This is a genomic window from Natronolimnohabitans sp. A-GB9 (genome assembly GCF_030848565.1).
GTDB lineage: Archaea > Halobacteriota > Halobacteria > Halobacteriales > Natrialbaceae > Natronolimnohabitans.
Genome location: NZ_JAVDDV010000041.1, coordinates 1 through 11,057 on the forward strand (window position 1 = coordinate 1; position 11,057 = coordinate 11,057).

At 48.4% G+C, this 11,057-nt stretch carries 12 protein-coding genes and 1 pseudogene; 5 read left to right on the forward strand and 8 right to left on the reverse strand.

From position 1 onward, the window contains the following. The coding region (locus RBH26_RS20730) for a hypothetical protein (protein WP_306760267.1) at positions 1-444 on the forward strand (444 nt) is incomplete at its 5' end. A 25-nt stretch (positions 445-469) separates the two neighbouring features. On the opposite strand, the gene RBH26_RS20735 is transcribed toward RBH26_RS20730, so the two are convergent. Continuing rightward, positions 470-2,047, reverse strand: a complete 1,578-nt coding sequence (locus RBH26_RS20735) for a hypothetical protein (RefSeq protein WP_306760268.1) — start codon at positions 2,045-2,047, stop codon at positions 470-472. Positions 2,048-2,195: 148 nt separating this feature from the next. On the opposite strand from RBH26_RS20735, the gene RBH26_RS20740 reads away from it, so the two are divergent. Further along, positions 2,196-3,203: a HEPN domain-containing protein gene (locus RBH26_RS20740; protein ID WP_306760269.1), complete on the forward strand. Its 1,008-nt coding sequence runs from the start codon at positions 2,196-2,198 to the stop codon at positions 3,201-3,203. A gap of 168 nt (positions 3,204-3,371) precedes the next feature. Here RBH26_RS20740 and RBH26_RS20745 read toward each other — a convergent pair whose 3' ends face one another. The 4 genes from RBH26_RS20745 to RBH26_RS20760 all read right to left on the reverse strand — a co-directional run bounded on the left by RBH26_RS20745 (position 3,372) and on the right by RBH26_RS20760 (position 6,026). After that, entirely contained in the window at positions 3,372-4,451 is a 1,080-nt protein-coding gene (locus tag RBH26_RS20745) for a type I restriction endonuclease (RefSeq protein WP_306760270.1), read from the reverse strand. 118 nt (positions 4,452-4,569) lie between these two features. Further along, the gene (locus RBH26_RS20750; RefSeq protein ID WP_306760271.1) at positions 4,570-4,929 is read right to left on the reverse strand and encodes an HNH endonuclease; all 360 of its coding nucleotides are present in this window, start codon (positions 4,927-4,929) and stop codon (positions 4,570-4,572) included. 215 nt (positions 4,930-5,144) lie between these two features. After that, positions 5,145-5,519 (reverse strand): hypothetical protein, encoded by a 375-nt coding sequence (locus RBH26_RS20755; protein ID WP_306760272.1) that lies wholly within the window; start codon positions 5,517-5,519, stop codon positions 5,145-5,147. 66 nt (positions 5,520-5,585) lie between these two features. Further along, positions 5,586-6,026, reverse strand: a complete 441-nt coding sequence (locus RBH26_RS20760; protein WP_306760273.1) for a hypothetical protein — start codon at positions 6,024-6,026, stop codon at positions 5,586-5,588. A gap of 590 nt (positions 6,027-6,616) precedes the next feature. Here RBH26_RS20760 and RBH26_RS20765 point away from each other — a divergent pair. Continuing rightward, positions 6,617-7,144 (forward strand): DUF1643 domain-containing protein, encoded by a 528-nt coding sequence (locus RBH26_RS20765; RefSeq protein WP_306760274.1) that lies wholly within the window; start codon positions 6,617-6,619, stop codon positions 7,142-7,144. Positions 7,145-7,183: 39 nt separating this feature from the next. Here RBH26_RS20765 and RBH26_RS20770 read toward each other — a convergent pair whose 3' ends face one another. The 3 genes and pseudogenes from RBH26_RS20770 to RBH26_RS20780 form a co-directional block, all read right to left on the reverse strand. Next, complete coding sequence (locus tag RBH26_RS20770; RefSeq protein ID WP_306760275.1) at positions 7,184-7,684, reverse strand: TRAM domain-containing protein; 501 nt, start codon at positions 7,682-7,684, stop codon at positions 7,184-7,186. A 209-nt stretch (positions 7,685-7,893) separates the two neighbouring features. Further along, a pseudogene (locus RBH26_RS20775) lies at positions 7,894-8,504 on the reverse strand (inorganic phosphate transporter); the annotation flags it as partial. Between the two features lie 555 nt (positions 8,505-9,059). Then, positions 9,060-9,242 (reverse strand): hypothetical protein, encoded by a 183-nt coding sequence (locus RBH26_RS20780; protein ID WP_306760276.1) that lies wholly within the window; start codon positions 9,240-9,242, stop codon positions 9,060-9,062. A gap of 345 nt (positions 9,243-9,587) precedes the next feature. Between RBH26_RS20780 and RBH26_RS20785 the strand changes: the two genes are divergently transcribed. Both RBH26_RS20785 and RBH26_RS20790 read left to right on the forward strand, forming a co-directional pair. Beyond that, positions 9,588-10,373, forward strand: coding sequence for a hypothetical protein (locus RBH26_RS20785; RefSeq protein ID WP_306760277.1), 786 nt, complete (start codon positions 9,588-9,590; stop codon positions 10,371-10,373). 44 nt (positions 10,374-10,417) lie between these two features. Further along, positions 10,418-11,057, forward strand: a 640-nt coding sequence (locus RBH26_RS20790) for a PKD domain-containing protein (protein ID WP_306760278.1), incomplete at its 3' end; no start/stop codon positions are given.

The window sequence follows — 11,057 nt, forward strand, 5'->3', positions numbered from 1 at the left end:
CGGTATGTTAAAACGCTTGAGGAACTCGGTTTCATAAAATTTGACGGGAACAGACTTTATCCACAAGACCCCCTTGAGAAGTACGACTTGGGCGAAGTTGAAGGTAAAGAATTCAACCAGGCTATCCTCGGTGAAGTCATAGAACAAGGGTTTAAACGACTAAGCCAGGACCTAGGACTTCGTATTTTAGTTCATCTTCCAAAATTTGCCAATGGGTATTATCTTGATGCCATTGAGCGGAGTGATCCGGATTTGCACCTTGATAAGGAAAAAATTCAGGAAAATATGATCGAGTGGTACGGATATTCTGCAAAAGTACATCCATTTGAACTTCAGGATAAACTAAATCTACTTTCGTCGCTAGATATACTAGAAAAGGACGGTGAATATTTCACCGCGCACAGCGATACATTCAATCAGATGAACTCGTTCGCCCCGGTCTAATTATTTCGTGGACGAAGAAAGATAGCTACCTACCACAGTTAACTTCTATTGGCGCTAATTCTGCTGATTCGAAAAAAGGACGGATCTCTTCTTGTGGACAGTCGATCACTGTGAGCTCTCGCTCGGGAGTCTCACTCTCCACGATGTCGATATAGATCTGTCTGATCTCTTTAACATATGGCTCGTTGAATTTGGTTTCACTAGCGATGCGCTCATGCATTAGCGAAGGATCATGATTAAGCTCTATCGACAATTCTGCAAAGGCAATAAGCATACGACGCGTAATCACAGGGTCAGCCATTGCACAGTCTTCTACTGCTGGTATTATCTCAAGATGCAAGTCATTGAGGAGGTTATGTTTGACGGCATTGGCATCTTGGTATTCTTCATCCTCCAACTGATCAAAACAACTTCCGAGCGTGCTATTGAGTTGGTTTAATGTGGTTTCTGTAAATCTACGGCGCTTTGACTGATCCATATCGCTTTGGACCACTTTTTTGATGTGTTCGATCCGCTGCGCTAAGATTGCCGAGAGAATTTCACGATAGCTACCTTCAAGAGATGCATTATTTTCATCTGAGAAACCGAGTATTTTGCTACATATGGTTGATAGTTCCTTCTCTATTTGTGTAGGTATCGAATCAGCGTTTGCCTCAAGACTAGCTGTGAAAATGTCGTCATAGGCCTCAAGGAGTGATGTGTTAATCTGCCGATCATTATATGCTGCTATGCATACTACCGTTATGCCAGAAAGATTATTTTGTACAGTCTGCTCCTTTCTCTGGTTAAGGAGTGTGAGAAGTAACTTTTGATGAGTTTGGATAACTAACGTGCGTCTTCGCGGAGGGCCTTCTTTCCCTTTCTCAATGCACGTGTTCCAGCGTTCAAATATAATATCCAACTCAAAATTGGTAGTGTGTGTGGTACTTGATTCATTTATCTCTGTAGAATGGAAAACGTCAGGCTCAGTCACTATATCTTGGATTGCAGAGTGCATTTCATAGATCGCCTGTTGCACCGTATATTCATCGTCCCGTCTATCCGCACTTATGAGAATCCGTTCGATAGTGAGTAAAGGAGTTCGCTGAGGTCGCAAATTGTCGTCGTTGTTTGAAGTCGGCGTGAGGTTTGATGGATTAACGCTAGCTGCTGTTTGTTGTAACAGATGTTCCGGTGACGTGAGTTTAACTAATAATTGGCGCGCGATTAACAATGACAGCAATGAAATTGTTGCAAGCCCAGTTCCGATACCGACCATAAGATTCCAATCTTCAGGTATCAGTGGAACAGCGATGTCCAGATGATCAATTTGGATGAAATAGACGTTAGTCAGAATTGCAAAAGTATAATATAGCAGTAGTCCCGCAAACGTCCGTGATTTGCTTAGCTGTTCCAGTGTTAGCGGGCTAAACTCGGTCGCACTCACTTGAGATGCAAGCACAAAAATGGAGAAAACGATTCCAACAAAAGCGCCTTGAACGGTCGCAAGCGCAGCAAACGTACGCACCTCATGAGGTGACCCTGCAGTCAAGTAAGAAAAAACTGTGCCGACTAGGGTGCCCACCAGCAGTACACCTAAAATAGTTATTCTGCTAGATGTCATTGTCCAATACTTCTTATACTCGTCAGTAAGGTTACCGCTTTTGAGTTCCGATATGAGTGGGGTAGTTCGACTTTGTTGAAACTGTTCCTATTCATTATCGAGAAGTTATCGAAACCAGTAATGTCTCAGACTCTGTCTTTTCGATATAATGCCGGAAACGTTCGTCTTCGAATTTTTGAACCTCTACATTCCGGAGGACGAGGTGTACGACAGCGACGAGTTCCCGATTCGGATCGAGGCGATAGAGGGCGTTGAGGAATTTGAGGACAATCGGAGGGAGAACGGGAGTGAGTACGGTACCGGTTACTGGAGGACTGCACTCTGCTTCATAGAGGCGAATGAGGAGCGGGCACAAGAGCTAGCCGAGTGGCTGACCTACGTCTACTCTTTCTTCCAGATGCGAGACGTGCGCTGGGAAGCTTATTACCCAGAGGACTCGCCGCAGGAAGCCCGTTACGTGAACACATATCGGATGCCAATCGACAACACGAAAATGCGGTTCGTGCGAGCAATTCACGAGAGTGGGGTCTTCTACAGCAAGAACATCGGTAGGCTAGTGGACGTGGCCCTGACGACGATTGACGAAGCTGATGAACGTCTTGAAACCGATCTTCGAACGAATATCTCGCTCTTTATGCACGCCGAAGGAACTCAACTGATGATTCCGAAGTTCCTGTTGCTGTGGCTTGTGTTAGAGGCAAACGCAGATAGGAACTACCACAGGTATATGAAGAGCCAACGGGAGTATCTGTTTGACGATGACGAGAAGGAGCAAGTACGGGAGTACATATTGGAAGAATTTGAGGACGAGTTTAGCGAGGGGCAGCTGAATCGGTTGAATTACAACCTTGACAAGGACTTCCTATTCGAGCCGAGTACGCTGGTGAAGATAAAAAAATACGCTGAGCAGATCGAATTAGGATTCAACTCGGATGAGGTTGAGGAGATCGTCAAAGAGGCGAGGGAAATTCGCAATGAGATTGTACACTCGGCTAATTCAGCGGGTTTGCGGGAGAATACCAATCTGTTCGTGGCCTTGAGGAAGATGGTGATGTTCCTGATACTGAGAGAGTTGGGTGTGGAGCCGGAGTGGCATGCCAAACTGGTGACGCCGAACGTGCTTGGCCCAGACAGCGAGCATGAGTGGGGTTCATGAATCGTACTAGAGACATTGAAGAACTAGTCGATAGAAGGCATCATGCAGAGTCTGGGAATTCATAGAGACAGTTTCCATACCCTCACCCTCGTGTGTAGTGTTTTCTATGATGCCCTCAGAGATACTGGAAAAGCAGACTCACACCCTCAAAGCCAGGGAATATCTGAATCACCAATCTCCTGTAAACGCTACCTCAACCTCAGACTTCTCAGCCAACCGACGCAGATGGTTCTTCTTGTTTTTCGCGCTCATGTGCGTATCAAGGTAATAGTTTCCGCTCAATTCACGGTAGTTTTTCATCGCCTCCTCGTTATGTGGAGAGGTGGGCTCATCGTTTATGATAGCCTTCTCTCTCCCAGGAATGTACGGTAACGGTTCTATCTCAGAGATGAGGTCGGAGTTCTCAATCAAGTAGCCCACAGCCTCGGCCATCACGTCACTCTGTACGTCACCGCTGAACGTAGCGAGTTTCTCCCCTTCGTTCTGTAGTTCGACGATGTACCCCTCTTGCTCGTCGGGTTCGTCTTCCTCAACCGTTGGCTCATCGACTGCTTCGACATGTGACCGACTTCCATCTGTATCAATCTCCTCGTCAATCTCTCGAACGAGATCGTCGATCATCTCTTTGGCTTTCGACTCGGCCAGAGTCGAGAGCGTTTCTGAGACGTTCTCGGTCAAGACAGAAGCGATATCTGCCGAAAGATCATCCTTGTCTTCTTCCAGCGTCGTCCGAGCGGTTTTCAGCTCATCGATACGGTTAGCTATCTTCTCCGAGTCACCCGCTTCTATCGCATCTTTCGTGAACGCCCGAAGTATCGTGAGTTGCTCAGGCAGCTGCTGGAGGTCGGCTTCTGTGAGAACCTCCACGCTCACGTTCGTATCAACCACCTCTCGACGGAGAAACTGATATTCCTTCCCGTTCGAAAGGATGCCCCAATTCACGTTCTCATTTTTCATGTATGTGGCAAGTTGCTCACGGTGGTCGTTGCTTAGAGCCGTATCCACGCCTTTCGCTTCGAAGAATGCGACCGGAGCACCTTCGAGAAGAAGTGCATAGTCAACCTTGTACGACCGTGTGCCGACCTTGACGGAGTACTCAAGTTGAGTATTGGTCGGGATATCCCAGCCGAGAAGATCCAGGAAATCACGCAAGACAGCTGCCTTCGTATTGGCTTCGTCCATCTGCGGAGCATCGTCAATAACCGACTGAGCATGCTCAACGTAGTCCTTCACCTCCGTTTCATCCATCTCTATGTGACAGATGCTCAGGGATCCCTTATCAAAGTGACTTATTTGGTGTCCACATACTGGTCGTAGTAACAATCATATTGTTCAGTCCATTGCTATCGGATGTCTCTCTTCGTCGTCATAGGTTATCGTTGAATCCGTGAAGCCGTCGGTGTTCTTCAAGGAATATCGGGTGAGGCTGTGCTTCCTCTTCCTCAGGAAGTCGTATCTGCCTACCTTCGAGTTGCTTGAACTCGTGGTAGCCGTCTCGATCGGGAGCGTCTTTCACGAGTATCTCGTGATTATCGGTGAGCGAGAACCACCCTGAGTCAAAGGCCCAATGGTGGAGTTTGCAGAGCGCAATCCCGTTTCTCATGTCATCGTTACCTCCCTCTCGCTTCGGATAGATATGTGCTGCTTCGACTTCCGGGTTACCATCGGGTGACTCCCTTGCCCTTCCACAGATAGCACACTGCTCGTCGTAAGCTTCTCTGACCAACTGTGTGAAGGCTGCATCCCTTGCCCGTCGTCGGCTTTCGGTGTACTCTTCAGTGTTGTCTGTGAGTTGTGGGTCGGAGTCGGTGGCTTGCTGGAGTTCGGTACGCTCTGCCTCGACTTCCTCTTTCGACGGCTCTGACTCTTCCGACTGCTCACTGTGCTCTAACGTGAAAACGAGTACCCTCCTTTCGTCTTGCTCTCTGAATTCGTAGTAAACTACATCGACAAGCCCCTGATACTCCCAGTCTTCATCCTCTGTCCGTTGTAGAAGAAGTGAATCGGTATATCCGAAGAGCGTGCATCGATGAGCGCAGAGTTGCCCGGCGAGTCTTCGCTCTGGTCTCCACTCAGACCTTCACCGATATACTCGAAACGGCCTTGCTTCACCGAATCATTGTAGGGGCCTTCCTCATTGGCGAAAAGCAGGATATACCGTCGGTCCTGATCGTCACGACGCGGGTTGATACCGGAAATGCGATAGCCGAAACCGGTATTGAATGCTTCCTCGATTTCCTCTTGAGTGAGTGAGTCACCAACTGAAAGCTTGGAAGAACCATGTGGTGTCGGTTCACCTTCTTCGAGTCCGGCCATCTCGCGGCCTTTCGAAGTAAGCCGATTAACCCCGTTCTTTCGTTCGACAAATTCGAGCACCTGTAACTATTCCCGGTGTCGAATTGCGGGCCCAGGTTTCGTCATCTCGGCCTCATCGAACTCACTGACGAGAAGGTCCATAATTTCCTCGTCAGTCATCGGCTCTTCCTGTAGTGTATGCAGGATAGTCTCGAATCCTTTCACCCCGGACGACAGAGCATCATAGAGAGTCTTGGCGCTCTGGTCTCCCAGCCATTGGTCTCCATATTTGTCCAACTCACAGCCGTTTTCGGATAACTCGATGAGTTCGATTGATTCGAGAAAAGTGAGATGATGACTCACAGCATCTTCACTACCTGCTGATGTATTCGAGAGAACCCAGCTATTGAGTTGAGAGCGTGAAGGGTTAGAATCGCGGACATACGCAAGCATGGCACGGAGATTCTGTAGACGGTTGGAGACACCACCGTAGAAGCGGTCTGTCGTCATACGACGGTTATCCGTCATTGCCTCCCGCTTGAATTACCAGCCTTGTAATTCTACCTTGGTGTAACGGACAGCCGCAGTTTCATATCGATGTGTCCCAAGATCGGCGACGTATAGAGGACAGGCTGGATCGTTTGTACCGTGAGCTTTAGAAAAAGAAGCCCCAGTATTAGCAGAATATCCAGGATTTGGACGGGAGAAACGCGAGTTAGTGAAGAGAGCCGAGAAAGTACACCCGTTCCCCGTCAGGCCCATCCAGAAACTGCACCGTTCTGAGCCAACAGAATATCAGGATACAGGGGTTGTACCCCTTAGTTTCGAAATTCCGCCGGTGATCGAACCGTGATTCGCGTTTGGAGTTCATACATCTGTTAGACGCGGGTTGCTGCCGTCGTGCCTTCTCTGATAACCGATGTACTGTGGACAGTTAATCAATCAGTGGTTGAGTCCTATTCGGAAGTCGTGCGTGGCGAAGAGAAACTGCAAGAACAGTTCGACACTACGCCGGAGATGTGCGAAGTGATCGCCAGTGGATCAACGAAGATTGTTATGCATTTCTGATATATTCGATGTATTAATATGATGGGGTTCTAACTGTTGTTCTGCAATTGATGCTCAACGACATGGAGTTTGATGGTAGCAAAGGGACTCCAAATCCTACGGTCAAAACTGCCGAACCAACGGGGCAATCGGAGTACCGATACTGGCTTACAAGGAAGTGGGATAATGAGAAGCCACTAGCAGGATTTGTTGGAATAAACCCGTCCACTGCAGACGAGAAGGAACCCGACCAAACGCTAAACAATTGTAAGTCAATTGCCTATAAATTTGGATTTGGTGGTGTTGTTTTAGTAAACCTATTCGCAGTACGTGATCAACGTCCAAGTATAGTTAAGGATCAGTCAGATCCAGTCGGACCAAATAATGATGAATACTTACAGCGATTTGGAGATGAGGTCGATTGTGCTATTGCTGCATGGGGAACTGATGGGGAAAAATACCCAGATCGTGTTCAGGAGGTAAAGGAAAAAGTCAACCGTAACCTTTGGGCGATTTATCTCACTGATAACGGTTGTCCGAAGCACCTCTCTCGATATGAGAAGAAAAAGGTAGACCCAGTTATATACTACTCTAATTAGTTATTTAACATAATAATGTATGGCTCTAAGCATAGATATTCATCTATATCCTTTTAACGCTCTATTCAGGTTTTCTTTCTCTCTTTCCTTCTTTGACTTTTTATTTTCTAATTTTTTATCTTCTGATCGAAATTTCTTAGGAGTGCTTTTGCCTGAGGACTGGCTATTTAATTTAGACTTTTTACCCTCTAACTGTTCCTCTCTCTCTTTTTCCTGTCTTCGGTGTTCCTTAACAAATTCATAAAATTCATCTAACGATATTACAACCATCTCATAGAACGTTTCAGATGGAATGTTGAGATGCTCAGGTACGCCCTCTACCTTCACTGCCTGTAGATTTCCATTATTCCCCGTGATTTTCACAACTACCTCCTCGCCTACTTCTCCATTTTTGACAAATATATCGCCATTTCTGGGTGTAAGTGCGATTGCATTTCCGCTATTGGAAATTCTATCAACCTTAACTTTCACGAAGTCTCCAACCTCCAATAAGGGCCACTCTGAAGGCTGAAATTCATTATTTTCAATTGGAGAGTTCATACTACATGAGTTTCTTTCTTATGCCTTGAAGTTTGTCCCGTTATTTGTCTATATACCAGAACAAGATCCAGACTGACCGCAGATCTTCCGGTGAAAACGGCCGAAGGTATGATAGAACGTCGTTGTATGGGAATTACGGTCCGCGATGGCGGCTCCCGCTCCTACTTTCTTCTTGTGGCGTCCATTCTGATCAACCAATGTCCCAAGCCTACTATGACGAACAGGGCCGCCAGCAGCGGGATGTCGCTCAGTTCACCGCCGACCGACTCCATCGTACGGCGAGCGATGGTAAACCCGCCGAGGCCGATAGCGAGTGTGGCAATGACGATTGCGATGTCGGCGTCTAAGCCGCCAGCCCCATCAACTAATGGTACAGCCGCATTTGGGACGTTGCTCGCTCCAGAACTGAACGCCATATAACACCCGATGATTAGAACAACCGTTGTGGTCATGAGTTCTGACCGAGTCGTATTCGGGCCGAGTGCCGGTATCGGAATCGGTTTACTCCGGTCGAGAACGAGCAAGGGCCGTCGGACTTCTCGATCAGGACCCGCTGGTTGACCTCGGGATAAATGTAGCGTCCGATAACCGCGCCGATCCAGAACCCGATGATCGGCGTGGCGAACCACCATGTCATAATTTCTGCCATTGTCGCTTAGTTGAGGGTACCAGTCGCCAGTCCGAGTCCAGCAATTGCACCGACGGTCGTCATCGACGTTGGGACAGGGACGCCGAAGATATTGGCGACGAGAATGCCTAACCCGATGAAGAAGAGGACGGCAACGCCTGCGGTCAGGGAGAGATCAATCGTGATGATTCCTGTACTGGCCGATCACTCCCTTCGCAGACCAAGTCATATTTCGTGTGATATGCGCCCTGTATACAGCAAACTCGCTGAAACCTATCACCAACAGAGGGTTTCAACGGGGCTAGCGACTTCAGAGATCGTTTAGGTATTCACGACGCTGTTCCATTTTCACCTCCTCTGAGCGAGAATCGTAGTGCATCGAGAGCACCTTTTCCGAGACATTCGCACGGCCCTCAACCGCCTTCATCGGCCAATCGTTCGAGAGCGCGTGCGTAATGCCGCCCCGTCTGAGAGCATGAGGACTCACAGAGGAAGGGCATTCAGAAGCCCCGTCATAGCCGGCCGCTGAACACTCCTCAATCTCGCGCCCATGCGGGCACTCCCTCGTCAGTATGCACGGACGAGTGTACCGATAGCAGTCGCCCCGAAGAGTCGTTGTGTGAGCGCGCCCTGCCGGCGTTGTCACGAGTGCTTCGCGGCCGTGTTCGTCGGTAACTCACAGTGCAGCGTCAGTTAACTCCGGATGGTTTGTGAGGTACTGAGGCTTCCACTGCTTTTCTGTTCAGGTTATTTGCTATTGTCGGCGAGGATGGTTCGTACAGTAGATGAAAGGTCCACTATCACAGCGATCGTTGCGATGATGATTGCGATCCAAAGTGCTGTTTCCGACAGAATTCCAGCAATGACTGCACTAGCAACGAGTATTGTACCGCAGAGGGCTATCATCGTGACGTGCGGTGGAACACCCATACCTAATATTCAGTATAGTTTGACATAAGCGTTCGTGGCCCTGAAGAAACCATGATACAAGCCATCGCTCTCGTGAAAATGAATTTAGATCAACTTGTAGAGGAAACCCCATACAGGACAAAAACCGGCAACTCATCATAGACAAAGTCTTAGGAGGACCGTTTCATGAAATGGTAGAACTGATTGATGAGTCCCCGGCCACCACGCTTCAATATCTTTGGATGCTCTGGGACCCGCTTTTGTTTTCCTTGCAGCAACCATTCCCCCCTTCTAAATTTATATTTCGGTGATCGCTGAGGGAACGTACCAACAGGTTTTAAACACTTGGAATTTGATAAATATGCCATGTCAAAAGACTCTGATTCGAATACTACTCCTTGTTTGAGAAGGAGAGTATTGCAAGCCTCCGCTGCTGGGTTGCTTACAGGAACGGCGATCAGTGTTGGTTCGACACCAATCTCAGCTCAGGAAAACGAGACCGACGCAGATGATGAAGCTGCAGGTAATGAGACTGAGACTAACGACGAAGAGGAGAAAGAAGCCGACGAAGGGGAGGAAGAAGCTGACGAAGAGGAGGAAGAGTCAACGACGTGTGATGGATCACCCAGTATGAGTCGGACGAGCGTGACCACACCAAATAGTCGGATCACGACTGAGGATCCAGCTGTGGTCGAGGCCAATTTCCGACCGGATCAGATGATTCCCGATGAATGTACTATCATGGTTGACCTTGAATTCAGCTTTACTGACGCAGGCTTCCAGTGGGGTGGCGGTGCAGAATGGGATCAAGCGACTTCAGATCTCGTGGTTGGCACATTCGAGGTACGACCTGGCGAGATCCGCGACATCCGAGCCGAACTCCACACTCAGGGTGCTGAAGCCGGTGACAGTGTAACTGTTGTCGCAGACTACGAGCTTTGGTTTGAGGGCAATCCTGAAGAATCAGTTCAACAGAGCGGTATCAGACATACCGTCGAAGTTGAGGACCCGAACCCAGCTCCAGAAGAACAAGAGGATGATGACGAGATTACAGCTGAAAGTGTCCCCGGATTCGGCGTTCCAGGTGCCCTTGCAGGGATTGGCGGGGCTGCTTACGTTCTCAAATCTAGATTGATTGGCGGCAGTGAGTAGTCGCGCTCAATTTTTCAGATATGGTATGTGGAAATTCCCAAACAATGAGGCTGGCAGATAGTATCGGACTTCGATACAGTGTACGCATTTTATTGCTTGTTTTCCTGCTGGTGACTCTCACTCTGACTCTTTCCGTTGGTGTTGTCGCCTTGGGTACTTCCGAAAACGCTACCACACAGTCATCCCCGACAGCAGAGTTTGAGATCACACCGTCTGATCCTGGCCCTGATGAAGAGTTTGAGTTGGATGCTTCAATGTCGGAAGCCCCAGCTGGAGAAATCACGGAATATGACTGGAGTGTAGATGAGAGTTACAGTACTGGTGATTGGGAAGGTGACAGCTCTCTTTCTGGCGAGACCATCACCGGAGAGTACAGCAGCTACGGAGATTACAATATTGAATTAGAAATCACTGATAATAGTGGTGAAACTGACACTATCACGAAGACAGTTACTGTAGATGAGGAGAGGCCGACAGCGGAGTTTGAGGTAACGCCGTCCGATCCCGGTCCTGATGAAGAGTTTGAGCTGGATGCTTCGATGTCAGAAGCACCGGCCGGCGAAATCACGGAATATGACTGGAGTGTAGATGAGAGTTACAGTACTGGTGACTGGGAAGGTGACAGCTCTCTTTCTGGTGAGACCATCACCGGAGAGTACAGCAGCTACGGTGATTACGATATTG

What these genes read in the sequence shown, in the direction of transcription:
- RBH26_RS20735 (WP_306760268.1), bottom strand. Translation starts at nt 2,047, where the DNA reads ATGACATCTAGCAGAATAACTATTTTAGGTGTACTGCTGGTGGGCACC.
- RBH26_RS20740 (WP_306760269.1), top strand. Translation starts at nt 2,196, where the DNA reads ATGCCGGAAACGTTCGTCTTCGAATTTTTGAACCTCTACATTCCGGAG.
- RBH26_RS20745 (WP_306760270.1), bottom strand. Translation starts at nt 4,451, where the DNA reads ATGGATGAAACGGAGGTGAAGGACTACGTTGAGCATGCTCAGTCGGTT.
- RBH26_RS20755 (WP_306760272.1), bottom strand. Translation starts at nt 5,519, where the DNA reads ATGGCCGGACTCGAAGAAGGTGAACCGACACCACATGGTTCTTCCAAG.
- RBH26_RS20760 (WP_306760273.1), bottom strand. Translation starts at nt 6,026, where the DNA reads ATGACGGATAACCGTCGTATGACGACAGACCGCTTCTACGGTGGTGTC.
- RBH26_RS20765 (WP_306760274.1), top strand. Translation starts at nt 6,617, where the DNA reads ATGCTCAACGACATGGAGTTTGATGGTAGCAAAGGGACTCCAAATCCT.
- RBH26_RS20770 (WP_306760275.1), bottom strand. Translation starts at nt 7,684, where the DNA reads ATGAACTCTCCAATTGAAAATAATGAATTTCAGCCTTCAGAGTGGCCC.
- RBH26_RS20780 (WP_306760276.1), bottom strand. Translation starts at nt 9,242, where the DNA reads ATGGGTGTTCCACCGCACGTCACGATGATAGCCCTCTGCGGTACAATA.
- RBH26_RS20785 (WP_306760277.1), top strand. Translation starts at nt 9,588, where the DNA reads ATGTCAAAAGACTCTGATTCGAATACTACTCCTTGTTTGAGAAGGAGA.